This is a genomic window from Sphingopyxis sp. GW821-FHT10B01 (genome assembly GCF_059415685.1).
Genome location: NZ_JBWKNS010000001.1, coordinates 298,993 through 323,018, shown reverse-complemented (window position 1 = coordinate 323,018; position 24,026 = coordinate 298,993). Strand labels below are relative to the sequence as shown.

Annotated in this window: 21 protein-coding genes, 1 tRNA gene and 2 riboswitches; of the genes, 16 read left to right on the top strand and 6 right to left on the bottom strand. The window is 66.7% G+C overall.

What is annotated here, in order from left to right; genetic code table 11:
- The first annotated feature begins 35 nt into the window (after positions 1-35).
- The 13 genes from ftsZ to AC07NV_RS01325 all read left to right on the top strand — a co-directional run bounded on the left by ftsZ (position 36) and on the right by AC07NV_RS01325 (position 14,292).
- Positions 36-1,487: a cell division protein FtsZ gene (ftsZ, locus tag AC07NV_RS01385; protein WP_495164544.1), complete on the top strand. Its 1,452-nt coding sequence runs from the start codon at positions 36-38 to the stop codon at positions 1,485-1,487.
- Between the two features lie 75 nt (positions 1,488-1,562).
- On the top strand, positions 1,563-3,500 hold the full coding sequence (locus AC07NV_RS01380; protein ID WP_495164543.1) for a tetratricopeptide repeat protein: 1,938 nt from the start codon (positions 1,563-1,565) through the stop codon (positions 3,498-3,500).
- 265 nt (positions 3,501-3,765) lie between these two features.
- Positions 3,766-4,938, top strand: a complete 1,173-nt coding sequence (locus AC07NV_RS01375) for a deoxyguanosinetriphosphate triphosphohydrolase (RefSeq protein WP_495164542.1) — start codon at positions 3,766-3,768, stop codon at positions 4,936-4,938.
- Entirely contained in the window at positions 4,931-5,578 is a 648-nt protein-coding gene (locus AC07NV_RS01370; RefSeq protein ID WP_495164541.1) for an NAD-dependent epimerase/dehydratase family protein, read from the top strand. The genes AC07NV_RS01375 and AC07NV_RS01370 overlap by 8 nt, the downstream gene beginning before the upstream one ends.
- 57 nt (positions 5,579-5,635) lie before the next feature.
- A riboswitch (glycine riboswitch) is annotated at positions 5,636-5,737 on the top strand.
- Positions 5,738-5,843: riboswitch (glycine riboswitch) on the top strand.
- 55 nt (positions 5,844-5,898) lie between these two features.
- Complete coding sequence (gene gcvT / locus AC07NV_RS01365; RefSeq protein ID WP_495164540.1) at positions 5,899-7,044, top strand: glycine cleavage system aminomethyltransferase GcvT; 1,146 nt, start codon at positions 5,899-5,901, stop codon at positions 7,042-7,044.
- Between the two features lie 3 nt (positions 7,045-7,047).
- The gene (gcvH, locus tag AC07NV_RS01360) at positions 7,048-7,419 is read left to right on the top strand and encodes a glycine cleavage system protein GcvH (RefSeq protein WP_495164539.1); all 372 of its coding nucleotides are present in this window, start codon (positions 7,048-7,050) and stop codon (positions 7,417-7,419) included.
- Positions 7,420-7,458: 39 nt separating this feature from the next.
- Complete coding sequence (locus AC07NV_RS01355) at positions 7,459-8,274, top strand: glycosyltransferase family protein (RefSeq protein ID WP_495164538.1); 816 nt, start codon at positions 7,459-7,461, stop codon at positions 8,272-8,274.
- Between the two features lie 3 nt (positions 8,275-8,277).
- A complete protein-coding gene (gene gcvPA / locus AC07NV_RS01350) occupies positions 8,278-9,636 on the top strand; it encodes an aminomethyl-transferring glycine dehydrogenase subunit GcvPA (protein WP_495164537.1) in 1,359 nt (452 codons plus the stop codon).
- A 32-nt stretch (positions 9,637-9,668) separates the two neighbouring features.
- Positions 9,669-11,177 (top strand): aminomethyl-transferring glycine dehydrogenase subunit GcvPB, encoded by a 1,509-nt coding sequence (gcvPB, locus tag AC07NV_RS01345; RefSeq protein ID WP_495165141.1) that lies wholly within the window; start codon positions 9,669-9,671, stop codon positions 11,175-11,177.
- Positions 11,177-11,524: a hypothetical protein gene (locus tag AC07NV_RS01340; protein WP_495164536.1), complete on the top strand. Its 348-nt coding sequence runs from the start codon at positions 11,177-11,179 to the stop codon at positions 11,522-11,524. Before gcvPB ends, AC07NV_RS01340 begins: the two co-directional genes overlap by 1 nt.
- Positions 11,525-11,543: 19 nt before the next feature.
- Entirely contained in the window at positions 11,544-11,999 is a 456-nt protein-coding gene (locus AC07NV_RS01335; protein WP_495164535.1) for an ABA4-like family protein, read from the top strand.
- Complete coding sequence (locus tag AC07NV_RS01330; protein ID WP_495164534.1) at positions 11,996-12,631, top strand: DUF938 domain-containing protein; 636 nt, start codon at positions 11,996-11,998, stop codon at positions 12,629-12,631. Before AC07NV_RS01335 ends, AC07NV_RS01330 begins: the two co-directional genes overlap by 4 nt.
- Before the next feature lie 101 nt (positions 12,632-12,732).
- The gene (locus tag AC07NV_RS01325; RefSeq protein WP_495164533.1) at positions 12,733-14,292 is read left to right on the top strand and encodes a fatty acid--CoA ligase; all 1,560 of its coding nucleotides are present in this window, start codon (positions 12,733-12,735) and stop codon (positions 14,290-14,292) included.
- 473 nt (positions 14,293-14,765) lie between these two features.
- Here AC07NV_RS01325 and AC07NV_RS01320 read toward each other — a convergent pair whose 3' ends face one another.
- Together AC07NV_RS01320 and AC07NV_RS01315 are read right to left on the bottom strand one after the other, a co-directional pair.
- A complete protein-coding gene (locus AC07NV_RS01320) occupies positions 14,766-15,401 on the bottom strand; it encodes a glutathione S-transferase family protein (RefSeq protein ID WP_495164532.1) in 636 nt (211 codons plus the stop codon).
- On the bottom strand, positions 15,398-16,342 hold the full coding sequence (locus tag AC07NV_RS01315; RefSeq protein WP_495164531.1) for a DMT family transporter: 945 nt from the start codon (positions 16,340-16,342) through the stop codon (positions 15,398-15,400). The genes AC07NV_RS01320 and AC07NV_RS01315 overlap by 4 nt, the downstream gene beginning before the upstream one ends.
- 92 nt (positions 16,343-16,434) lie before the next feature.
- Here AC07NV_RS01315 and AC07NV_RS01310 point away from each other — a divergent pair.
- From AC07NV_RS01310 to ndhC, 3 genes are all read left to right on the top strand, one after another.
- Positions 16,435-16,510, top strand: a tRNA-Trp gene (locus AC07NV_RS01310).
- Positions 16,511-16,601: 91 nt separating this feature from the next.
- Positions 16,602-16,922, top strand: coding sequence for a DMT family transporter (locus AC07NV_RS01305; protein ID WP_495164530.1), 321 nt, complete (start codon positions 16,602-16,604; stop codon positions 16,920-16,922).
- 111 nt (positions 16,923-17,033) lie between these two features.
- A complete protein-coding gene (gene ndhC / locus AC07NV_RS01300; RefSeq protein WP_495164529.1) occupies positions 17,034-17,459 on the top strand; it encodes an NADH-quinone oxidoreductase subunit A in 426 nt (141 codons plus the stop codon).
- Between the two features lie 143 nt (positions 17,460-17,602).
- Here ndhC and nagE read toward each other — a convergent pair whose 3' ends face one another.
- From nagE to AC07NV_RS01280, 4 genes are read right to left on the bottom strand one after another with little or no spacing between them, the layout of a single operon-like run.
- Positions 17,603-19,288 (bottom strand): N-acetylglucosamine-specific PTS transporter subunit IIBC, encoded by a 1,686-nt coding sequence (gene nagE, locus AC07NV_RS01295; RefSeq protein WP_495164528.1) that lies wholly within the window; start codon positions 19,286-19,288, stop codon positions 17,603-17,605.
- Positions 19,285-21,777, bottom strand: coding sequence for a phosphoenolpyruvate--protein phosphotransferase (gene ptsP / locus AC07NV_RS01290; protein WP_495164527.1), 2,493 nt, complete (start codon positions 21,775-21,777; stop codon positions 19,285-19,287). Before ptsP ends, nagE begins: the two co-directional genes overlap by 4 nt.
- A gap of 47 nt (positions 21,778-21,824) precedes the next feature.
- Positions 21,825-22,991 carry an N-acetylglucosamine-6-phosphate deacetylase gene (nagA, locus tag AC07NV_RS01285; RefSeq protein WP_495164526.1) on the bottom strand — a complete coding sequence of 389 codons (1,167 nt, stop codon included), beginning with the start codon at positions 22,989-22,991 and terminating at the stop codon, positions 21,825-21,827.
- Entirely contained in the window at positions 22,988-24,025 is a 1,038-nt protein-coding gene (locus tag AC07NV_RS01280; RefSeq protein ID WP_495164525.1) for an SIS domain-containing protein, read from the bottom strand. The genes nagA and AC07NV_RS01280 overlap by 4 nt, the downstream gene beginning before the upstream one ends.
- Position 24,026 lies beyond the last annotated feature (1 nt).

Sequence of the window (24,026 nt, the reverse complement as noted above, 5' to 3'; positions counted from 1 at the left end):
GCGGCACCTGTCCGCCGCTGCAGGGAGACACTTTGATGAGCATCAATATTGGCCCGCCGCAGGTCGATGAGCTGAAGCCGCGGATCGCGGTGATCGGCGTCGGCGGCGCGGGTGGCAATGCCATCGCAAACATGATCGCGGCACGCGTCGAGGGCGTCGATTTCATCGTCGCCAACACCGATGCGCAGGCGCTGAACGCTTCGCCGGCCGAGCGCCGCATCCAGCTGGGGACGCAGATCACCCAGGGTCTGGGTGCCGGTTCGCGGCCCGAAGTCGGTCGCGCGGCCGCCGAAGAGAGTATCGCGCAGGTCGAAGAAGCGCTGAACGGCGCACATATGTGCTTCGTTGCGGCCGGCATGGGCGGCGGCACGGGCACCGGCGCGGCTCCGGTTATCGCCAAGGCGGCACGTGACCGCGGCATCCTGACGGTCGGCGTCGTGACCAAGCCCTTCATGTTCGAAGGCCAGCGCCGCATGCGTTCGGCGGATTCGGGCATCGCCGAGCTGCAGGAACATGTCGACACGCTGATCGTCATTCCCAACCAGAATCTCTTCCTTGTCGCCAACCCGAACACGACCTTCAAGGAAGCGTTCACGATGGCGGACGAAGTGCTTCAGCAGGGCGTGCGCGGCATCACCGACCTGATGGTCATGCCCGGCCTCATCAACCTCGACTTTGCCGACGTGCGCAGCGTGATGCGCGAAATGGGCAAGGCGATGATGGGCACCGGCGAAGCCGAAGGCGACGGCCGTGCGCTCGAAGCCGCACAGAAAGCCATTGCCAACCCGTTGCTCGACGGCGTGTCGATGGCGGGCGCAAAGGGCGTCATCATCTCGATCACCGGCGGCGAGGACATGCGCCTGATGGAAGTCGACGAAGCCGCGAACCATATCCGCGAGCTGGTCGATCCCGACGCCAACATCATCTGGGGCAGCGCGTTCAACGACAGCCTCGACGGCAAGATTCGCGTTTCGGTGGTCGCTACCGGAATCGACGGCAATGGTGAAGTCGCGCAGGCTTCGCCTGCGGCGCGCAGCTTCTCCTTCGCCCCCGCGCGGGCGGCGGCGCCCGCGCCCGTCGTCGAAGAAGTCGTCGAACCGGCAATTCAGGAAGAACCTTTCGTCGAAACACCGGCGGCCAGAGACAATGATCCGGCACCGGGTTTCTCGCTGGGTACAGCGGCGCAACCCGAGGCGCCGGCGGCGGTTGCCGAAGAGGAACCGATGGTCTTGTCACAGGTTGCCGCAACCTATGACGATACCGCCGACGAACTTGTGCTCGACGCCCCCGAGGCGCCGGCTGAATACCGGCCCGCTGCGGCTCCGGCGCCAGCTGAAGAGGCTCCCGCACGATCGGTCGGCGGCGGCACGCTGTTCGAACGCATGTCGCGCCTTTCGCGCGGCGCCAACGCGCCCGAGGGTGACGAGGGCGGCAAGGAGGACGGGGTCGATATCCCGCGCTTCCTGGGACGGCAGAACAACCAGTAACGGGGCTATCGAGCGGCGGCCTGCCGGGCACGGCCGGCCGGAAATCGGGATGATTTGCCCATGCGGCGAGCAAAAATGACGGCGAAGCCGGCGCGTGCACGGCTCTGTGTCGGCGCGCTCGGCGCGCTGTTGTTGTCGGCGGCCGTCGTGTCACCGGCCCACGCGCTCCAGCCGACACCGCCCGATGCGGCGACGAAGGCGGCGATGGAAAAGCGCACGGCCGCGCGCGCGCTGCTCTCGTCGGCGCTGGCGCGGATCGCGTCGAACAACAGCGACACCAATGCCTTGCTCGATGCGGGCCGGGCGTCGATCGAACTCGACGATTATCGCGCGGCACTGGGATTCCTCGTTCGCGCCGAACAGGCGAACCCGCGCGACGGCGCGGTGAAGGCCGCGCTCGGCTCGGCGATGGTCCATATGGAAAACCCGACCCGTGCGCTCGACTATTTCGGCGAAGCGCAGCTGCTGGGCGCGTCGGAGCGATTGTTCCTTTCGGATCGCGGGCTCGCGCGCGACCTTCTCGGGCAACAGGATGCGGCGCAGCGCGATTATCAGCTTGCCCTGTCGATCGCCCCCAACGACGAACTGACGCGGCGCTATGCCCTGTCGCTGGGGATCAGCGGCGAGGCCGATCGCGCGATTCAGATGCTGACGCCGCAGCTGCGGGCGCAAGATCGCGGCGCCTGGCGGCAGCGCGCAATGATCCTCGCGATGAACGGCCGCGACAAGGAGGCGACCGACATTGTCAATGCGACGATGCCGCCTGCCATGGCACAGAATATCCTGCCCTATCTGACCCAGATGGACCGGCTCAATCCCGCGCAGCAGGCGGCGGCTGCACATTTTGGCCGCTTTCCGAACGGGCAACTCGGCCCCCGGCGCAAACCGGTGCAGATCGCCGCCGCGGCGCCGCCGCCTTCGCCGCCACCGGCTGCGGCGACGGGCAAACGCCAGACGGCTGGCGGCAAGCGGCAGCCCATCACGTCGGCCACGCGCGCGCCGGCGTCGCGCAATCCCGTCGGCACGCCCACCGCAAAACCGACCGGCGCGACCACCGCGATCGCGGCTGCGCCGATGGCCAAGCCGCCGGCAGCCAGATCGTCAACCGTTCCATCGGCCACGGGCGGGGACGTCGCAAGGGCGCCGGTACTCCAGCCCTCCTTCCGTCCTTCGATCCGGCCGGCACTGAACTCGCCCGCGCCGCTTGCCACACCGGCTCCCACTCCCACTCCCACTCCCACCCCCACCCCCACTCCCACTCCCACTCCCGCCGCGCCCGCGCCGGTGCCGATATCCGCACCGGTCGCCGCTGTGCCCGGGCCGATCGGCGTTGCCGTGGATGCGGACAAGGGGCCGGTCGGGCCGGGCTTTTCGCTCGCGGACGTCGGCAGGCCGGCTGTGGCGGCTTCGACCCCGGCGCCGGCAGCGATCGACACGCCCGCCACCGGCGTATCGACGAGCACGCCCGCTGCGGCGCCCGTTCCTGTACCCGTGCCTGCAACCGCGGCCGCCGCCGCCGCGCCGCTCGCTTCGCTCGCCGACATCGTCGGCTCGATCGAAATCCCGGCGGAAGAGTTGAAACAGTCCGACAATGCGATCGGTGCGGATACGCTCGCCAAATTGCTCGACGACAAGCGCAAGGCCGAAGCGGCCGAGGACGCCAGGCGCGAAAAGGATGCCGTGGCGGCAAAAGCCAAGGCCGAAGCCGATGCCAAGGCGAAGGCGGAAGCCGCCGAGAAAAAGGCGAACCCCGCGCGCATCTGGATCCAGGTCGCAACGGGGGCCAACGCGCGCGCGCTTGCCACCGACTATGGCAAATTCGCGAAGAAAAGCCCCGATGTGTTCAAGGGAAAATCGGGCGCGACGGCCGAATGGGGCAAGACGCGCCGCCTGCTCGTCGGCCCGTTCAAGGACCGCAAGGCGGCGCAGGATTGGCTCGCGAGCTACAAGAAGGCCGGCGGCGACGGCTTTCTGTTCAACAGCGAGGCGGGCCAGTCGGTCGACCCGATCTAGGCCCGGAGGCCCCTATCTGCGCGTTCGAGGTTCGAAGCGATTTTGTTCGGGGCAGGGAAGCGGGGCGCAGGCATATGGATATATTCCAAGGCGCGCTGACGCAGCCATGGACAAAATCGGTCAAATCCCGGAGGGACGTCGGAATGGCTTCGATCTCATCTCCGCGCGACCTTGCGCATGGAACCACCATTCGCGGCGGCCACGCGCGGCCGGTATCTTCGCCATTCCGGCGCTTCGAATGCGCACATAGAGGGCTCCGGGCCCGATGAGCGTCGCCGATTGCGCCAGCGACCCCGCGCGCAGCCGCGGGCGCCGCTTCGAGGAACTGGGCCGCGTCGTGCGCGGGCCGCGCGACGATTTCCAGCGCGACCGCGACCGCATCATCCATTCGATCGCGTTTCGCCGCCTGCGCCACAAGACACAGGTCTTCGTCGCGCCCGACGGCGACCATTATCGCGTCCGCTTGACCCACAGCATCGAAGTCGCGCAGATCGGCCGCGGCATCGCGCGCGCGCTCGGGTTGAACGAGGATCTGACCGAGGCGCTGTGCCTTGCGCACGATATCGGTCATCCGCCGTTCGGCCACGCCGGAGAAGACGCGTTGAAGGCGGCGATGGCCGCGCATGGCGGCTTCGATCACAACGGCCACACGCTCCGCACGCTGGCGGCGCTCGAATGCCCCTATCCGCTTTTCGACGGCCTCAACCTGACATGGGAAACGCTCGAAGGCCTCGCCAAGCATAATGGCCCGGTGACGAACCCGGGCTGGGCGCTCGCCGAAATCGACGGCGATTTCGGGCTCGACCTCGGCAGCCACGCCAGCCTCGAGGCGCAGATCGCGGCGGTCGCCGACGATATCGCCTATGACAATCACGATATCGACGATGGCCTGCGCGCTGGATTGCTCGACCTCGACCAGCTGATGGAGCAGCCCTTTGTCGCCGCCAACTACCGCGCCGTTGAAGAACGGTTCCCCGGCGCGCCGCGCGACCGGCTGCTCCGCGAACTGGTCCGCGACCAGATCGGCGTGATGGTCAATGATGTGATCGCCGCGACGCAGGCCAATGTCGCCGCCGCAGGCGTGGCGAGCGTGGACGAGGTGCGCGCCGCGGGCCGCACGCTCGGCGGTTTCTCCGCGGATCTTGCGGCGGCGGAGCGCGAGCTCAAACGCTTCATGTACGCCAATCTCTATCACCATCCCGAACAGGTCGCCGCCGCCGAGGCCGCGAACGAGGTCGTCGGGCAGCTGTTCGCCGCCTATGCCGCCGACCCGCGCCTGATGGGCGAAGACTGGTCGGCGCGCCTGCCGCACGAACTATGCGCGACCGTGCGCCATATCGGTGATTATATCGCGGGGATGACCGATCGGTTCGCCATCGACCGCTACGCCGATATCTTTGGCCGCGATGCGGTGCCCGAGGCGTTGGCGCATGCCTAAGGTGCTGATCGTCGGCGCGACGGGGCTGATCGGGCACGCAGCCATCGAACGCTTCGGTTCCACGCCCGTCGCGGTCCTTGCGCGCCGCGCGGTCGAGGGGCTGGCGCCGCATCATGCCGATTTGATCGCACCCACCGAACGCTGGCCCGATATCATCGCCGCCGAAAAGCCTGCCGTCCTCATCTGCTGCCTCGGCACGACGATCCGGCAGGCGGGATCGCAGCATGCCTTTCGCGCCGTCGACCATGATCTCGTGCTTGCTGTTGCGGAGGCGGCGAAGCGTGCCGGAACGCCGCATATGATCGCTGTCAGCTCGGTCGGCGCGGCGGCGAAAAGCGGCAATTTCTATCTGCGCACCAAGGGCGAGACCGAAGATGGTCTCCGCGCGCTCGGCTTCGACCGGCTCGACCTGATCCGTCCCGGGCTGCTCCGCGGCGACCGGCCCGGCCCGCAACGATTGGGCGAGGGGCTCGCGACGATCGCCGCGCCGCTGGCCGATGCGCTGCTCCACGGTTCGTTCCGCCGCTATCGCTCGATCGCGGGCGAAACGGTCGCCGCCGCGATTGTTGCCCTCGCCGGACAAGGCGGTTCTGGCGTGCATATCCACGAAAACGACGATATTCGCGCGCTCGCCGATTGACTCCGCAAATCGGCAGCGCCAAGGCTCGGGCGTCTGTCGGATCCCGAAAGAGATTCGACCGGCCGCGCGGGAGAGCGTGAGGGCAGGGCAACCGGCGCCTCACCACCGAAGGAGCAACCGCCCCGGAAACTCTCAGGTCAGCAGGACCGCGCAGGCTGGAACGGACACTCTGGAAAGCGTTCCGGCCAAAACCGGAACCACCGAAGGGGTAACTCCGTCTTTCGATGGAGGAAAACTCTCAGGTTCCCGTGACAGAGGGGGCATGGCGACAAGGCGCGGCGTTGGGCCGCGCATACGCCGTGCAACCGCGGGAGACTGGCATGACCGACACGGAATTTACGGACGACGAAGCGGTTATCGAGACCGCGACGCTGCCGCTCGACGCCTGGCATCGCGCGAAGGGCGGCCGGATGGTCGAATTCGCCGGCTACTGGATGCCGATCCAGTATGAAGGCATTATGGCCGAACATCTGTGGGTCCGCGAGAATGCCGGCCTCTTCGACGTCAGCCATATGGGCCAGCTGTACTTGTCGGGCGAAGGGCTCGACGACGCGCTTGAGGCGGTGCTTCCCGGCGACGTGAAGAGCCTCAAGGTCGGGCGTATGCGTTACTCGCTGTTGCTCGCCGAGGATGGCGGCATTCTCGACGATCTGATGCTCAGCCGCTGGCCGGACGGCATCTATATGGTCGTCAACGGCGCGGTGAAGTGGGAGGATATCGGACATCTTCGCGAAGAACTTCCCGACACGATCACGATCAATCATTTCGAGGACCGCGCGCTGCTTGCCTTGCAGGGACCGAAGGCGTTCGACGCGCTGAAGCGGCACACCACCGGCCAATGGGGCCTCGACGCGCTCGTGTTCATGATGGGCGGACCCTATCAGATCGGCGGCGTCGATGCGTGGATCAGCCGGTCGGGCTATACCGGCGAAGACGGATTCGAGATTTCGGTCGACGCCGACAAGGTTCAGCATGTCGCCGACCTTTTGTGCGGCGAACCCGAGGTGAAGCCGATCGGTCTTGGCGCGCGCGACAGCCTGCGGCTCGAGGCGGGGCTGCCGCTCTATGGCCATGATCTCGACCCGACGATCGATCCGATCGAGGGCGACCTTGGTTTCGCGATCCAGAAGCGCCGCCGCGAGGAAGGCGGTTTCCCCGGCGCGGCTCGCATCCTCGGCCACTATGCCGACGGGTCCCCGCGCAAGCGCGTCGGGCTGCTCGTCGATGGCAAGGTGCCCGTTCGCGAAGGCGCCAAGCTGTTCGACGGCGAGGACGAGATCGGCGTCGTGACCTCGGGCGGCTTCGCCCCCAGCGTCGGAGCTCCGATCGCCATGGGTTATGTTCCGCGCGACCACGCGGTGCCCGGCACCGCGATCGCGGCCGAGGTACGCGGCAAGCGGGTCGCTTGCACCGTCGCCGCGATGCCCTTTGTTCCGCATAATTATGTCAGAAAAGCAGGAGGTTGACTGATGCCGCGTTATTTTACCGAAGAGCATGAATGGCTCGATGTCGACGGCGACGTGGCGACGGTCGGCATCACCGACTTCGCGCAGGGCCAGCTTGGTGACATTGTGTTCGTCGAAGTTCCCGACACCGGTGCCGAACTCAGCCAGGGCGGCGATGCGGCCGTCGTGGAATCGGTCAAGGCCGCGAGCGATGTCTATGCGCCCGCCGACGGTATTGTGACCGAGGGCAATGGCCAGCTCGAAGAAGATCCCGCGCTCGTCAACTCGGACCCCGAAGGCGAAGGCTGGTTCTTTCGCATGACGCTGGCCGACAAGAGCCAGCTCGACGGCCTGATGGATGCAAAGGCGTACAAAGCCTTCTGCGACGCTCTGTAACCGAACGCCCCTCCCACGGGCGGGAGGGGGAGGGATGCGATGACCGACACCGCGCTGACCAATTGCCGCCTGATGGTGGCGACGCCCATCTATGAGGGCGCGCAGGGCACCTATGTCCGCGCGGCGCTCGACCTTGCGCTGCGCGCGCAGGCGATGGGCGTGCCGGTGCGGTTCGAATTCATCCTTTACCAGCCGTCGATCACCCGCGCCCGCAACATGCTCGCGGCGATGTTCCTTGCCAGCGACTGCACGCATATGCTGTTCGTCGACGCCGACATCGATTTCTCGCCCGACGATGTATTTTCGATGGTTCGGGCGATGGATGCGAACCGCGAGGTGGGGGTGCTCGGCGCCGCCTATCCGCGGCGGATGGTCAACTGGCGCAACGTCGCGCGCGCGGTCGAACTCGGGCTCGCGAAAGAAAATCCGGCCGAACTCGCGCGCTATGCGGGCGATTATGCGCTGCATTTCCTGCACCCCGATCAGAACTTCACGATGACCGATCTGGTCGAATTGTCGCGGCTTGGCACCGCGATGATGCTCATCCGCCGCGACGTGCTCGAAGGGCTTCGCGCCGCCTTGCCCGACCTCGTCTTCCGGCCCGATCCGGGCGAACGGCAGGCGCATGGCGTCGGTGAGCTTGAACCCGCCTGTTTTTGCCCGCTCATCGAGCCCGAAAGCCAGGCCTTGCTGTCGGACGATTATGCCTTTTGCCGCCGCGTCCGCGACGCGGGTTACCGGATCTGGCTCGCTCCCTGGGTTCGCACGACCCACGCGGGGCCGACCGTCTTCACCGGCACGCTCGCCGATACCGCTCATCTTTATTCCGTCAATCCAGCCTCTTCCCCGGAGTAGTTCATGCGTTACCTTCCCCTCACATCCGATGACCGCGCAGCGATGCTCGCGACGATTGGCGCATCGTCGATCGATGACCTGTTCGTCGACGTTCCCGCCGAGGCACAGCTCGACGGCCCGATCGCCGGCCTGCCGAACCATGCGAGCGAGCTGGCGGTCGAACGCCATATGGGCGCGCTCGCGCGCCGCAGCCGCGCCGCGGGCGAGGGGCCCTTTTTCCTTGGCGCCGGCGCCTATCGCCATCACGTCCCCGCCAGCGTCGATCATCTGATCCAGCGCGGCGAGTTCCTGACCGCCTACACGCCGTACCAGCCCGAAATCGCGCAGGGCACGCTGCAAATGCTGTTCGAATTCCAGTCGCAGGTCGCGCGGCTGCTCGGAACCGATGTCGCCAATGCGTCGATGTACGATGGCTCGACCGCGTGCTGGGAAGCGATCGTCATGGCGCGCCGCATCACCAAGCGCGGCAAGGCTTTGCTCTCGACGGGTCTCCACCCGCATTACCGCAGCGTTGCGCGCACGATGGCGAAATATACGGGTGACGTGCTGGTCGACGGCGATCCGGGCCTCGAAGCCGGCACCGACTGGGCGGCGCTGGCGGACAGCATCGACAAGGAAACGAGCTGCGTCGTCGTCCAATATCCCGACATCCTCGGCCGCATCGACGACATGACGAAGCTGGCCGAAGCGTGCCAGGCAGCGGGCGCGCTGCTGATCGCGGTGGTGACCGAGCCCGTCGCGCTCGGCCTGATCAAGTCGCCCGGCGAAATGGGCGCCGACATCGTCGTGGGTGAGGGGCAGTCGCTCGGCGTCGGGCTCCAGTTCGGCGGGCCTTATGTCGGCCTGTTCGCGTGCAAGACCAAATATGTCCGCCAGATGCCGGGGCGCCTCTGCGGGGAGACCGTCGACGCCAATGGCAAACGCGGCTTCGTGCTGACGCTCTCGACCCGCGAGCAGCATATCCGCCGCGAAAAGGCGACGAGCAATATCTGTACGAACTCCGGTCTTTGCGCACTGGCTTTCAGCATCCACATGACGCTGCTCGGCGAAGCGGGCCTGCGCCAGCTTGCGGCGATCAACCATGGCCGCGCCAAGGCGGCCGCCGCCGAGCTCGCAAAAATCCCCGGCGTGTCGGTCCTGAACAGCAGCTTCTTCAACGAATTCACGCTGCTGCTTCCGACCGAAGCGCGCCCGGTGATCCACAAACTCGCCGAGAAGGATATATTGGGCGGCGTCTCGCTTGGCCGTCTCTATCCCGACAATGCGGGGCTCGCGAACGGTCTTGTCGTCGCCGTCACCGAAACCGTGACCGAGGCGGATATTTCCGCCTTCGTTGCAGCCCTGAAGGAGGTGCTGGCATGACCGCGCTCAATCGCGCCGGCTGGCGCCCCGAAATGAATGTCGCCGGCGGCGCCGACGATAGCACGACCTTCACCGGCAACCGCGCGCTGATGCTCGAAGAAGCCCTGATCTTCGAAATCGGGGGCAGCGAAACGACCGGCGTCGATTTCGACGAAGCCGCGCCCGCCGCCGATCTCGGCGCGCTCGCGCGCACCGCGCCGATCGGCCTCCCGGGTCTCAGCGAATCCGAAACGGTGCGCCATTACACGCGCTTGTCGCGGCAGAATTATGCGATCGACCTCGGCCTCTTCCCGCTCGGCAGCTGCACGATGAAGCACAACCCGCGCCTCAACGAAAAGGTCGCGCGGATGCCCGGCTTCGCCGATGTTCACCCGCTCCAGCCGCAGGAAACGGTGCAGGGCGCCTATGCGGTGATCCACGAGCTCGCCGAATGGCTGATCACGCTCACCGGCATGCACAGCGTCGCGATGTCGCCCAAGGCCGGCGCACACGGCGAGCTGTGCGGCATCCTCTGCATCAAGGCGGCGCTCGAGGCGCGCGGCGAGGACCGCCGCGTCATCCTCGTCCCCGAAAGTGCGCACGGCACCAACCCCGCGACCGCAGCCTTTGCGGGCTTCACCGTCGAGGACATCCCCGCGACCGAGGCCGGCCGCGTCAACCTCGAAGCGCTGAAGGCGCGCCTCGGCCCCGATGTCGCCGGCGTGATGATCACCAATCCCAACACCTGCGGCCTGTTCGAGCGCGACATGAAAGCGATCTCCGACGCGGTTCACGCTGCGGGCGGCTATGTCTATTGCGACGGCGCCAACTTCAACGCGATCGTCGGCCGCGTGCGCCCCGGCGACCTCGGCGTCGATGCGATGCACATCAACCTGCACAAGACCTTCTCGACCCCGCACGGCGGCGGCGGTCCCGGTTCGGGCCCGGTCGTGCTGTCCGAAGCTTTGGCTCCTTTCGCGCCGCTGCCCTTCGTGACGCAGCAGGGCGATGTTTTCCGCCTGATCGAGGAAGAAAGCGCGGGCGAGGATCATCCGCAGACCTTCGGGCGCATGACCGCCTTCCACGGCCAGATGGGCATGTTCACGCGCGCGCTGACCTATATCCTCAGCCATGGCGCCGACGGGCTCAAGCAGGTCGCCGAGGATGCGGTGCTCAACGCAAACTATGTGCTGCGCAGCCTCGATGATGTGCTCGATGCGCCGTTCGGCGGCTCGGGCCCGTGCATGCACGAAGCGCTCTTCAGCGACAAAGGCCTCGCCGAAGGCTTCTCGACGCTCGACGTCGCCAAGGGGCTGATCGACGAGGGCTATCATCCGATGACGGTCTATTTCCCGCTCGTCGTCCATGGCGCGATGCTCGTCGAGCCGACCGAGACCGAGAGCAAGGCCGCGCTCGACCAGTTCATCGGGGCGCTGCGCAGCATCGCGCTGCGCGCGAAGAACGGCGACCCGGCACTGAAGACCGCACCGCATTTCGCCCCGCGCGCGCGCCTCGACGAGACGCTGGCCGCCCGCAAACCCATCCTCGCCTGGGAGGGGTGATGGCGGAACCGCAGCCCGGCCCCGAACAACCGGAAAAGCGATCGGGAGCCGGCTGCGCCGCGGCCGGCGCGCTGTTCGCGATCGTCGCGATCCTCGGCTGGCTCATCGCGATCACCGCATATGGCCTCGTCGTCGAGCAGTGGGAGATGATCGAGGTCCGCCGCGAGTTCAGCTCCGACTGGGTCTTCCTCTACGCACCAATCTTCGCCGCCGGGATCGGCCTCGCTGCGGCGTTCCTTGTGTCGCGGCGCGCGTCGGCGGCGCGAATGACCTTGCTGATCGTCGTGACAGGCACCATTGCGCTGCTCGGCGGCGTCGTCCTTTTCGGGCTCGGCGGGCTGATCTGAATCGGGGAAGGGCAAGGGCATGAGCTGGGACAGCATTTTTCTGCTGGTGAATTACTGGGCGTTCGCGAGCTGGTTCGCGCTTCTCTTCCTGCCGCGCGGCCCGAAAATCCTCGCCGCAATCCTCTATGCCGGCGTGTTCCTGCTTTGCCTTGCCTATACGGTGATGATCGTCGGCTATCTGACCGGCGGCATCGACCCCGGCGGACCGAGCAGCAATGATTTCACGACGCTGGCCGGGGTGATGAAGCTGTTCGACAGCCCGGGCGGGGCGACGCTGGGGTGGACGCATTATCTGGCCTTCGACCTGTTCACCGGCCTGTGGGTCGCGCGCGATGCCGACCAAAAGGGTTTCAACCGTATCGTCCAGTTTCCGTTCCTGTTCCTGACCCTGATGGTCGGGCCGATGGGTCTCTTCGCCTGGCTGATCGTTCGCGAGCGCCGCGCGCGGGCACAGGCAAAGGCAAAGGCGCAGTGACACCGCAGCCATGGAGCCCGGGTGAGGGCGGACGCGCGGACAAGCGCCACGCCCCGGCGACGCTGCGCAACCGCGATGCGATCGCCGCGGTTCTGGCAGACTGGCTCCCGGCATCGGGCACGGTGCTGGAGGTCGCAAGCGGATCGGGCGAGCATGTTATGCACTTCGCCGCCGCCTTCCCCCGCCTCGACTGGCAACCGAGCGACCCCGATCCGGCCGGGCTCACCTCGATCGCGGCCTACCGGGCCGAAGCCGGTCTGGCCAACATCGCCCCGCCGCTCGCGCTCGATGCCGCGGCGCGCGACTGGCCGGTCGACCGGGCGGACGCGATCCTCTGCATCAATATGGTCCATATCAGCCCGTGGGAGGCCACGCTTGGCCTGCTTGCGGGCGCGGCGGCGCTGCTGCCGTCCGGCGCGCCGTTGATCCTGTATGGCCCTTACATCGAACCCGATGTACCGACGGCGGACAGCAATCTCGCTTTCGACGAGAGCCTGCGCAGCCGCAATCCGGCGTGGAGCCTGCGCGATACCGGCGCGATGAAGGCGGCCGCCGCCGATGCCGGGCTGGCCTTTGCCGAACGCCGCGCGATGCCCGCGAACAACCTGATGCTGCTGTTCCGCCGCACCTGACGTTGCTGACAGGATAGGCGATCGCCGCTTTACCTCGCGCCAGCAGCCGCTAGCCTCGCCGCAATCGCGCGAAATAGATGCGATTCGAGGAGAGATGGGCGATGGGCCGCGACGTTTCGGAACTGTTTACATTCGACGAATTCCTGACGCATTGGGCCGGCGAGCGTCCCGACCGGGTGGCGATGCGCGAAGAGGGGCGCGTCTACACCTATGCCGAGCTCGACGATCGCACCGCGCGCGCCGCGTCGGCGCTGATCGCGGCGGGGCTGAAAAAGGGCGACCGCATCGCGTGGATCGGCAAGAACAGCGACCTCTATTTCGCGCTCTTCTATGGCGCGGCGCGCGCCGGGATCGTGATGGCGCCGATCGGGTGGCGCCTGTCGCCGACCGAATGGGCCTTCATCGTCAACGACACACAGGCGAAGATGGTCTTCGCCGGGCCCGGGTTCGAAACCGTCGCAGATCAGCTCGCGGGCAAGCTGCAGAACGACCCCGCGATCGTCGGCGCTGCCGAAGCATGGGCGATGATCGACGAAGCGGCGCGCGGGGCCTTCGAACCCTCGGCGGCGAACGACGCGGTGCTCCAGCTTTACACCTCGGGCACCACGGGCAATCCCAAGGGCGCGGTATTGTCGAACCACAATCTTTTCGCGCTGCGCAAGAATTCGGCCGACAGCGAACTCGCCTATACCAAATGGCAGGATGACGAGGCGGTGCTGGTCGCGATGCCGTGCGCGCATATCGGCGGCACCGGGCTCGGCATCATGGCGCTGGTCTCGGGCCTGCCGGGGGTGATCCTTGCCGAATTCAATCCCGACGGGGTGTTCGACGCGGTCGAGCAGCATGGCGTGACGCGCTTCTTCATCGTTCCCGCCGCGCTGCAGATGCTGTTGATGCATCCCCGCTGCGCCAGCGTCGATTACAGCCGGCTCCAATATATCCTCTATGGCGCGGCGCCGATCCCGCTCGACCTGCTGCGCCAGTGCATCAAGATGTTCGGTGCGCAGTTCATCCAGGCCTATGGCATGACCGAAACCACCGGCACGATTTCGATGCTGCCGCCCGAGGACCATGACCCCGAAGGCAACAAGCGCATGCGGTCGGCCGGAAAGCCGCTGCCGGGGGTCGAAATCCGCATCGTCGACGCTGCGGGCGAGTCGCTGCCGCAAGGCGAAGTGGGCGAGGTGATCACCCGCTCGTCGAACAATATGCTGGGCTATTGGAACCTGCCCGATGCCACCGCCAACACGATGACCGACGACGGCTGGATCCGCACCGGCGACGCGGGCTACCTCGACGAGGATGGCTATCTCTATATCCACGACCGGATGAAGGACATGATCATCACCGGCGGCGAGAATGTCTATCCGGCCGAGGTCGAAAGCGCGATCTTCGGCCACCCGGCGGTGCAGGAGGTCGCGGTGTTCGGCATCCCCGACGAAAAATGGGGCGAGGCGGTGAAGGCCGCCGTCGTGGCGAAGCCCGGCACCAGCGTCGAGGAAGCCGACATCATCGCCTGGGCCCGCGACCGCATCGCCCCCTTCAAATGCCCGCGCAGCATCGACGTGATCGCGGCGCTGCCGCGCAATGCGAGCGGCAAGATTTTGCGGAAGGACCTGCGCGCGCCCTATTGGGAGGGCTATGCGCGGATGGTGAATTGAGGAGCGGTTAGCGGCCGATAGTTGCCCTTCCTTTCCTCGTCATCCCGGACTTGATCCGGGATCCACGACGACGGCGCAGCTATGGATCCCGGATCAGTCCGGGATGACGAAGCGGGGGTAATTTGCCGTCCGCTCCTCACCCCAAAGTCGCCGCCACCCAGTTCGTGATCCCGGCGAAGGGCGGGATCTTGCCGGTGCGTGAATCCGGGAGGGTGAGATCCCGGCCTTCGCCAGGATGGCGGATAGCCAGAGGTCTGGAATCCACCCCGTTGCAGCCCGAGCAGCATAACGAACCGCCCCTCCACCAACCGTGAGAATGTGAAAGCCAACGCCCCCGGTGCGGCATAAATTCGCCCCACATTCGGCCTTTCAAGCGACCCAATACCCCGAAAGGCCGATGCGTTTTCTTCGCCGAGACAACCCATAGGCAAGGAACATGGGGGGCTTCACCTTAAGGGTGGAGCCCTTTCTTGTCAGGCCGCGCGCTGCTGTCGCTCGCGCGCCCGCTTGAACCCCTCACGCGCCATGCATCGGTCCAGCCACGCCTTCGTCGCATCGCCCAGCACATCGTCCGCGCCCAGCGTCGTCGCGAGGAACGCCGCATAGCCGATCACGATATCGGCAATCGTGAAGCGTTCCGCGACCAGCCACTCGCGCCCGTCGGCCAGCGCCGCCTCGATGCTCTTGGCGCGTCCGCCGAAAAAGGCTTTATAGTCGGCGACCGCCTGCGCGAGCCGCCGCTCCTCGGGCTCGACGCGCGTGTAGCGGATCATGATCGCGAGCGGGAAGGTCAGCGTCGCGTCGCTGCGGTGCAGCCAGTTGCGCCACGCCCAATAGTCGGCCTCGTCGCGGCGCACCTCGAGCGGTGTGCCCTCGGCAATACGCTCGCAGATCGCCGCCGATTCGGTCATCAACTGCCCGTTCTCGACCCAGCCCGGGATCGTCATCAGCGGGTTCACCGCGCGATAGTCGGGCTCGAAAGCGCGCGGGGGGAATTTGAGCAGGCGCAGGTCGACATCGATCCCGGCTTCCAGGGCGGCCCACAGGCAGCGCAGCGAACGGGCGTCGGGGCAGTGGTAGAGGATCGGCCGAGGGACTGGATTCGTCATGCGGTGATGTCCTTTGTGCGCTCGATGTGCAGGCGGTGCTCGCGCCAGGCGATGAACAGCCCGCTCGCGATGATCAGCGGGGCCCCGATCCACGTCGTGTCGGCGGGCAAGGTGCCAAAGAACCACCAGCCGCACGCGATCGACCAGAGCAAAGCCGAATAGTCCATCGGAATGACGACCGCGACCGGGGCAAGGCGCAGCGCGCCGGTCAGCGACATCTGTACGACCGCGCCCGAAATGCCGAGTCCGAGCAGCAGGAGCCATTGATACGGATCGTGCGGGGTGAAGACGAAGGGCAGGGCGATCCCCAGCGGGAGCATCGACAGCAGGCTGAACCAGAAGACGATCGTCGTCGCATTCTCGGTGCGCCCGAGGTCGCGGATGGCGATGGTGATGAGCGCGGTCATCAGCGCGCCGCCCAGCGCGATCAACGTCCCGACGCCATGCTCGCCGCCGAACCCGCCGGCGAAGCTGGCCGCGGGGTTCAGCACCACGAGCACTCCGGCAAAGCCGATGATCACGGCGCTCCACCGCTGCCATCCGGTCGGCTCGCCGAGCAGGAGCGCGGCAAAGATCACCGCGAAAATCGGCACCGACAGGTTGATCGTTGTCGCTTCGGCCATCGGCAGGAAGATCATGCCGCCGAAATTGCACGCCATGCCGATGAGCCCCATCGTCGCGCGGCGCGCGTGCGCGCCGATCCGCCGGGTCTTGAGCGATGCGATTCCGCCATGCGACAAGGCCCAGGCAAAGACGAGAGGGATTACCACCACCTGCCGCCAGAACAGGCTTTCGAGGATATGGACGCCCGATTCCGCGATCAGCTTGACCAGCACGAACATCAGCGAAAGGCTGGCCATCGCCAGCAGCCGCAGCGCGATTCCGCCGAGGTAATTTTGCGGTGCGGCCGCGGAAGGGGCGGAGGAAGCAGCGGTGCTCATGTAAAATTGCGCATATCAGGCCGGTCCGCCTGCGCAACCCGTCATCCCTCTTGCCCCGCCCCCGCAATCCGGCTAGTGGCGCACTCCGGCCTAGGGGTATAGCTCAGTTGGTAGAGCATCGGTCTCCAAAACCGAGGGTCGTAGGTTCGAGTCCTACTGCCCCTGCCAGGTCGCCAGAAAGAGGCCACGTCCTCGCCCGCGCACCGCGCGGGCTTGTAAGTCCGGGACGGCCCGGCAGCCTTTGATGAAGGAGGCTGTCATGGCCTGGATTTATCTCTTGATTGCCGGTGTGCTCGAAATCTTGTGGGCCTTTTCGATGAAACAATCGGAAGGCTTTTCCAAACTTGTCCCCTCGCTGGTTACGCTCGTCGCGATGATCGCGAGCTTTGCCTTGCTGTCGCTGTCGATGAAATCGCTGCCGCTCGGCACGGCCTACACGATCTGGACCGGGATCGGTGCGGTCGGGGCGTTCCTTGTCGGCATCTTCGTTCTCGGTGAACAGGTAAATGCGATGCGGATCGGGGCCGCGATCCTGATTGTCAGCGGGCTTTTGCTCATGAAGCTGTCCGCGCCCGCCTGATCGGCGCCATCATACAAGCGAGGCCACGTCCTCCCCGGCGCATCCCGTCCGACCGGGCGGGTGCGCCGGTATCAGGTCCGGGACGGCCCGGCGACTTCCCCGGAGGCCGCCATGCTCTCGAAATCCGTCGAATCCGTGTCGCAAACGACTGTCGGAACGTCATCCACCCTGTTGCTGGACTATCTGCCGATCCTGATCTTCATGGGGGTCGCGCTGCTGCTGTCGATCCTGTTCGTCTTCCTGCCGATCGCCGTATCGCGTTTCACCGGGACGAGCGCGCCGGACGCCGAAAAACTCTCCGAATATGAATGCGGCTTTCCCGCCTTCGAACCGTCGCGTCAGCCGTTCGACGTCCGCTTTTATCTCGTCGCCATCCTGTTCATCATTTTCGATCTGGAAGCGGCCTTCCTTTTCCCCTGGGCGGTCGTCGTCACCGACCTCGGCTGGGAAGCATGGGGCGCGATGATGGTGTTTCTGGGCATTCTGACGGTCGGCTTCATCTATGAATGGAAAAAGGGCGCGCTCGACTGGGAATAGCCGGCATAGGCCTCAAGCCGTCAGCCGGCTTTCATCACATAGGCGGGGGCAAGGTCGATCGTGCGCGCGGCTTTGCCCGGCGTCAGCGCGACATAGGTCTTGCCGCCTTTCACATGCACCAGCTTCCAGCGAAGGCCGCCGCCCTAGTCACGAAGGATGTGCAAGATGCCGGGCTGCGGGCGTGCCACGCCGCGTGTCAGTCGCGTCAGCGCGCCCTCGTCGATGCGCGCCGCGTCGGCCAGTTCGACCCGGTACCGTCCGTGAAGCGCATCCACGCGACAGACATTGCCGTCACCGCCCAACGCGCCAAGGATATCGGCAGGCAGGGTGACGTCCGCCGCCGGGGCGGCTTGTTCAATCGCTGCTACGGCGGGCGCCGACGTGCCGCCGCTGGCCAGCACGCCGCGGATTTCCTCCGCCACCAGATCGGCGATGGGGCCGAGCACGACCTGCGCCGCATTTTCCGACGGGCGGATGATGCCGCGGGCGCCGAGCGCGGAAAGGGCTGCATCGTCGACCGCCGTCTGATCGGCGACGATCAGGCGCAGGCGCGTCGTGCACGCATCGACGCTGACCAGATTGGCTTTGCCGCCGAGTGCCGCAACAAAGGCCTCGCCGCGCGGGGTCCCGGCGGCCTTGGTCGCGGCTTCGGCAACCTCGCCTTTTTCGCGTCCCGGTGTTGAGAGGTCGAAACGGCGGATGAAGAAGCGGAACAGGCCGTAATAGAGCCCGGCATAAACCGCGCCGACCGGCAGCAGCATCCACGGCCGCGTCGCGAGGCTGAAGTTCAATACATAATCGAACAGCCCCGCCGAAAAGCCGAAACCCAGCTTCACGTCGAGCGCATTCATCAGCGCCATCGACGCGCCGGTCAGCAGCGCGTGGATTGCGTAGAGCAAAGGCGCAACGAACATGAAGGTGAACTCGATCGGTTCGGTCACCCCGGTGAGGAAGCTGGTGAAGGCGAGGCTGAAGAGCATCCCGCCGACCGCCTTGCGCCGGTCGGGCCGCGCCTCGTGATACATGGCGAGGCATGCGGCGGGCAGGCCGAACATCATCACCGGAAAAAAGCCGCTCATGAACGCGCCCGCATTGGGGTCGCCCGCAAAGAAACGGCGAAGGTCGCCGGTCGCACCGCCGAAATCGCCGACGACGAACCAGGCGGCATTGTTGATGATGTGGTGCAGCCCGGTGACGATCAGCAGGCGATTGAGCGCGCCATAGACGAACAGACCGACGCCGCCGCTTTCGACCACGGTGCGGCTCGCGACATCGATTGCGCCGCTGATATGCGCATAGCTGTACCCGACCAGCGCTGCGAGCAGCAGCCCCGCGACCCCGCTGGCGATCGGTACGAAGCGGCGGCCGCCAAAGAAGGCGAGATATTCGGGCAGCGCGATCGTCGCGAAGCGGTTGTAGAAATGGCCGCCGATCAGGCCCGAGATGATTCCGACGGGCACCTCCAGCCGGTCGATCAGGCCGACAGCCCATTGTTTCTGGGTCAGCGCCGCCGCCGCTTCGGGAAGCCCGACGCCGATGTCGGGCGGCGGGGTCATGAAGGTCTGCGCGCCGTTCGTCGTGACGAAATAGCACACCACGCCGGCCAGCGCGGCGGCGCCATTGCCGTCGCGGGCAAAGCCGACCGCGACGCCGATCGCGAAGAGGATGCCGAGATTGTCGAAAATCGCAGCGCCCGCCGCCGAGATGAACGCGATGTCGAGCAGGTCGGGCTGGCCGATGCGCAGCAGCAGGCCGGCGATGGGCAGCACCGCGATGGGCAGCATCAGCGCGCGGCCCAGGGGCTGAAGTGCTTCGAGCATCTTTTTCATCGCCGTGTCTCCTCGAATGCGCGCGCCAGCGCGCGAACCTCGGCTGCCGATTTGCATTGCAACGCCAGCTCGGCATGCGCGCGCGCTTCGATCAGCGTCAGGCTGCGCACGATCTGCTTTGCTTCGGCGACAAAGCCGGGGACGGCCGACAGCTCGGTGGCGCCAAGCCCGACAAGGATCGGCAAGGCCGCAGGGTCGGAGGCGAGGCCGCCGCAAACGCCGACCCAGCGCCCGCGCGCGGTGGCAAGGCGGCAGGTTTCGCCGATCATGCGTAGAACCGCGGGATGCATCGCGTCGACCCCCGCGGCGACCGCGGGATTGCCGCGATCCATCGCGAGCATATATTGGGTGAGGTCGTTGGTGCCGATCGACAGAAAATCGGCCTCGACCGCCAGCAGGTCGGCGGTCATCGCGGCGGCGGGGGTTTCGACCATCACGCCGACTTCGACCGGCGCCGATAGTCCCATCTCGCCGCGCAGCCGGTCGACTATTTCGCGGACCTGCCGCAACTCGTCGATGCCCGCGACCATCGGGATCATGATCTTGCACTGGCCGACGGGTTCGACACGCAGGATCGCGCGGATCTGCGTTTCCAGCAGGTCCGGCTGCGCCAGCCCGACGCGGATGCCGCGCTGGCCGAGCGCCGGATTTTCCTCGTGCGCGATGGGGATATAGGCGGCGGGCTTGTCACCGCCGATGTCGAGCAGACGGATGATCACGGGCCGGCCCGCCAGCGCGTCGGCAATGCCCTGATAGGCGGCGAGCTGTTCATCCTCCGACGGCGCGGTGTCGCGATCGAGGAACAGGAATTCGCTGCGGACGAGCCCGGACCCTTCGGCGCCTTGCGCCGCGGCAACCACTGCATCTTCGACGGTGCCGATGTTGGCGAAAATTTCGATGCGCGTGCCGTCGGCGCTGTGGCACGCATCTTTCGCGGCCGCCCGGGCCGCCTCGCGCCGTGCATCGCGTTTGGCAAGGCGCGCCGTGAAGGCGTCGGCGTCGGCGGGCGAAGGCGCAATCGTCACATGCCCAAGCTCGGCATCGACCAACAGCGGGGTGCCGTCGTCGACCGCATCGAGCGCGTCGCCCATCGCGACGAGCGCCGGCAGGCCCATGCCCGCGCAAAGGATCGCGACGTGCGAGGTCGGACCGCCGCGCGCGAGGCAGATGCCGGACGGCTGCGCCGCGGCCAGCGTCACGAGCTGCGACGGCAACAGATCGTCGGCGACCACGATCGCGCCGGCGGCGATCGCCGCGCCTTCCAGCGGTGTGCCGGTCAGCGTCGACAATAATTGCCGTTCGATGTCGATCAGATCGTCGGTGCGCTCGATCAGATGCGCATTGCCTGTCGCGCGGATCGCGGCGATCTGGTCGTGGATCGCGCCGCGCCAGGCGAAGCCCGCGCTGCTGCCCGCAGCAATCCGGTTTTCGGCGGCGGCGAGCAGTTCGGGATCGTCGATCAGCGCGAGATGCGCGTGCATCACCGCTGCGACGCTGCCATCGGCGGCATCGGTGCGCGCCGCGATCCGTCCGCGAACCTCGCCGCGGGCCGCGATCAGCGCCGCGCGTTCTTCGGTCGCGCCGGTGCCTTCGCGTGCGACCGCGATTTCGGCCTGCCGCAGCCGTGCTGCCGGTCCCATCGCCAGGCCGGGCGAGGCGATGACACCGCCGATCTGTCCCGCGCCCAGCGGCTCGGCGATTCTGGCCGCGACCGGGGCGGGCTTTACAGGCGAAGCTTCGCCCATATCGGTCGCCAGCAGCGCGACGATCGCCGTGAGCGCCGCTTCGGCATCGTCGCCGCGGGCCTGCACCAGAACTTCGTCGCCAAAGCCGGTGCCGAGCGCGAGCAGGGCGACGGTGCTGCGCGCATCGCCGCGTTTTTCGCCGCGTTGCAGATGGATTTCCGCCTCGAAACCGCGTGCGGCCTCGCCGATCCGCGCCGCGGGGCGCGCGTGGATTCCGTGTGGCAGCAATAATGTTACCGCTTGTTCGACGACCGTTCCGTCATCCGGCCGGCGACGCGCCTCGGCCTTCACCGGGACGAGCGTCATCAACGCCTCGCAGGCGCCGATTGCGCAATCGGTCGTGCGGCGGCTGATCGCAAAAGCCTCGGCATTGGTGACGATCACCGGCGTGATCAGGCTGGTCGCGGATCGTGCCACGGCATCGAGGTCGAAGCGGATCAGCGGGTCGCCGCGCGCCACCATCGCCCCGATGGTGACGAGCGGGACGAAGCCTTCGCCCTTCAACATCACTGTATCGAGCCCGATGTGGATCAGTATCTCGGCGCCCTCGGCGCTGCGCAGCGAGATCGCGTGTCCTGCATCGTGGAGCGTCACCACTTCGCCGTCGAAGGGCGCGAAGACCGTGTCGCCCAGCGGCTGGATCGCGACACCGTCGCCCATCATGCGCTGGGCAAAAACCGGGTCTGGAACAGTATCCAGCGTCGTCGCCCATCCTCTGAGCGGCGAGGTGATGATCAGGCTCATCGGCATATCCCCAAATTTCCGCCGCTTTTTTTTGTGCGGCTTGATTATCATTGTGCGGCTTGGTCAAGGTCCCGTGCGGTTTCCGAAACAATCTTTCCGTCGATCCAGGTGGCGCGCGGGTGCAGTGCGGCGTCGAGCCACGCCCAATCGGCCCGCTGCCCGGGCGCGATGGCGCCGATGCTGTGCTGCAGCGACAGGAAGGCGGCGGGCGTCGCGCTGGCCATTGCCGACACGTCGGTCACCGGCAGCCCGGTGACCTCGACCGTCTTGCGCAGCGCCGACGCCATATCGAGGTGGGTGCCCGCGAGCGTGCCATCCTCGAAAATGCAGACGCCGTCCTTCACCGCGATGCGCTTACCCTGCAGCGTGAATTCGCTGACGTCGGTGCCGACGCTCGGCATCGCATCGGTGACCAGCATGATGCGGTCCTTGCCTTTGGCATGAACCGCCAGCCGCACAACTGCGGGATGCAGGTGGACGTCGTCGACGATCAACCCGCACCAGCTATCCGAATCGAACGCCGCGCCGACCGCGCCGGGATTGCGGTGGTGCAGCGGCGACATTGCGTTGAACAAATGGGTGAAGCCCGTAAGGCCCGCGGCGATGGCGCGCTGTGCCTCGTCATAGGTCGCGTCGCTGTGCCCCGCGCTGACGATCACGCCGTGCCGGACGAGCGTGCGGATGTCGTCCTCGTCGCACAGTTCGGGCGCGAGCGTCAGCATCACGCGCCCGCGGTGCGGCGCTGTCAGCGTCGCCAGCGTATCGGCGTCGAGGCGGCGAATACGGTGTGCTTCGTGGATGCCGCGCTTGACCTCGTTGATGAACGGCCCCTCGATATGGATGCCGACGACCCCCGGTACCCCGTGGTCGATCGCAGCGTCGACCGCGGCGAGTGCGGCCGCGATCTGGGCGGGCGTGTCGCTGATCAGCGTCGGCAGGAACGCCGTCGTGCCGAACCGCGCATGGGCTTCGCCGATCGCCGCAATCGCGTCGACATCGACCTGATCGTTGAACAGCACGCCGCCGCCGCCGTTGACCTGCGTATCGATGAAGCCGGGAAGCAGCCAGCCGCCTTCCAGATCGAGCACCCGGTCGGCGGGCGTCTTCGCGGCGGGCGTCACGGCAGAGACGGTGCCGTCGGCAACGGTGATATCCACCGCGCCGACGGCACCCGCCGGCAGTGCGACCCGGCCGTTGTGGAAACGAAAGATCATAGCGTCTCGGTAACCTTGTTGAGATGCGGAGGCGAGTCGGGGTTACAGCCCCGTGCCACCGCAAGGGCGCTTGCCATGCGATAAAAACTCTGGATCATCAGGATCGGCTCGATCACCGGATGCGCCGCGATGGCCGGCAGATCGCCGCCGGTGGGATCGGCCAGCAACACGGTTGCGCCGCGGCTGCGAAATTCGTCGGCCGCCGCGCGAACGCTGACCGCCGCACGATCGGTTCCTCCCAGTGCAAGGACATGAAAGGCCTTGCCGACGATCGCCATCGGGCCGTGGCGCACTTCGGCTGCGCTGAAGCTTTCGGCGTGAAGCCCGGAGGTTTCCTTGAACTTGAGTGCCGCTTCCTGCGCGGCGCCAAGGCCGTAGCCACGGCCGAGGACGAACAGGTTTCGCGCGTCGCGATAGGCCGCGACCGCTGGCGACCAGTCGAGCGCGAAGGCCTGTTCGAGTTGGGCGGGAAGGGTAGTCAGCGCGGCTTCGAGCGTCGCATCTTCTGCCCACGCTGCGACGAGCGCGGCAATCGCGGCGAGCGAGGCGATATAGGATTTGGTCGCTGCCACCGATCGCTCGACCCCCGCGGACAGCGGAATCACGATATCGGCGAGGCCGGCGAGCGGCGAGCCGTCGGCGTTGACCAGCGCGACCACGAACGCGCCGGCATCGCGCTGCTGTTCGACCGCGGCGAGCAGGTCGGGGCTTTTCCCCGACTGCGAAATCGCGAGGCACAGCCGGTTTCCTGCCACCGCGGGCGCATCGTAGAGCGAGGCGATCGAGAGCGCCGCGGATGCGGTCGGCGTGCCCGTCATCGTCTCGACCAGATATTTGGCATAGGTCGCGGCATGGTCCGACGATCCGCGCGCGCAGGTGACAACCGCGGCCGGCGGCGAAGCGCGAAGGCGCCGGCCGATCTCGCCGAACGCGTCGCGATTCGCTTCGAACATGCGCGCGATCGCCGCTGCGGCCTCGCCCGCTTCCTGCTCCATCAGCGTCTGTCGTCCGTCTAATGCGGCGTTCGGCGTCATA

Bases quoted from the DNA above. Each gene is read 5' to 3' on its own strand.
- ftsZ (WP_495164544.1), top strand. From the start codon at position 36: ATGAGCATCAATATTGGCCCGCCGCAGGTCGATGAGCTGAAGCCGCGG.
- AC07NV_RS01380 (WP_495164543.1), top strand. From the start codon at position 1,563: ATGACGGCGAAGCCGGCGCGTGCACGGCTCTGTGTCGGCGCGCTCGGC.
- AC07NV_RS01375 (WP_495164542.1), top strand. From the start codon at position 3,766: ATGAGCGTCGCCGATTGCGCCAGCGACCCCGCGCGCAGCCGCGGGCGC.
- AC07NV_RS01370 (WP_495164541.1), top strand. From the start codon at position 4,931: ATGCCTAAGGTGCTGATCGTCGGCGCGACGGGGCTGATCGGGCACGCA.
- gcvT (WP_495164540.1), top strand. From the start codon at position 5,899: ATGACCGACACGGAATTTACGGACGACGAAGCGGTTATCGAGACCGCG.
- gcvH (WP_495164539.1), top strand. From the start codon at position 7,048: ATGCCGCGTTATTTTACCGAAGAGCATGAATGGCTCGATGTCGACGGC.
- AC07NV_RS01355 (WP_495164538.1), top strand. From the start codon at position 7,459: ATGACCGACACCGCGCTGACCAATTGCCGCCTGATGGTGGCGACGCCC.
- gcvPA (WP_495164537.1), top strand. From the start codon at position 8,278: ATGCGTTACCTTCCCCTCACATCCGATGACCGCGCAGCGATGCTCGCG.
- gcvPB (WP_495165141.1), top strand. From the start codon at position 9,669: ATGAATGTCGCCGGCGGCGCCGACGATAGCACGACCTTCACCGGCAAC.
- AC07NV_RS01340 (WP_495164536.1), top strand. From the start codon at position 11,177: ATGGCGGAACCGCAGCCCGGCCCCGAACAACCGGAAAAGCGATCGGGA.
- AC07NV_RS01335 (WP_495164535.1), top strand. From the start codon at position 11,544: ATGAGCTGGGACAGCATTTTTCTGCTGGTGAATTACTGGGCGTTCGCG.
- AC07NV_RS01325 (WP_495164533.1), top strand. From the start codon at position 12,733: ATGGGCCGCGACGTTTCGGAACTGTTTACATTCGACGAATTCCTGACG.
- AC07NV_RS01320 (WP_495164532.1), bottom strand. From the start codon at position 15,401: ATGACGAATCCAGTCCCTCGGCCGATCCTCTACCACTGCCCCGACGCC.
- AC07NV_RS01315 (WP_495164531.1), bottom strand. From the start codon at position 16,342: ATGAGCACCGCTGCTTCCTCCGCCCCTTCCGCGGCCGCACCGCAAAAT.
- AC07NV_RS01305 (WP_495164530.1), top strand. From the start codon at position 16,602: ATGGCCTGGATTTATCTCTTGATTGCCGGTGTGCTCGAAATCTTGTGG.
- ndhC (WP_495164529.1), top strand. From the start codon at position 17,034: ATGCTCTCGAAATCCGTCGAATCCGTGTCGCAAACGACTGTCGGAACG.
- nagE (WP_495164528.1), bottom strand. From the start codon at position 19,288: ATGAAAAAGATGCTCGAAGCACTTCAGCCCCTGGGCCGCGCGCTGATG.
- ptsP (WP_495164527.1), bottom strand. From the start codon at position 21,777: ATGAGCCTGATCATCACCTCGCCGCTCAGAGGATGGGCGACGACGCTG.
- nagA (WP_495164526.1), bottom strand. From the start codon at position 22,991: ATGATCTTTCGTTTCCACAACGGCCGGGTCGCACTGCCGGCGGGTGCC.
- AC07NV_RS01280 (WP_495164525.1), bottom strand. From the start codon at position 24,025: ATGACGCCGAACGCCGCATTAGACGGACGACAGACGCTGATGGAGCAG.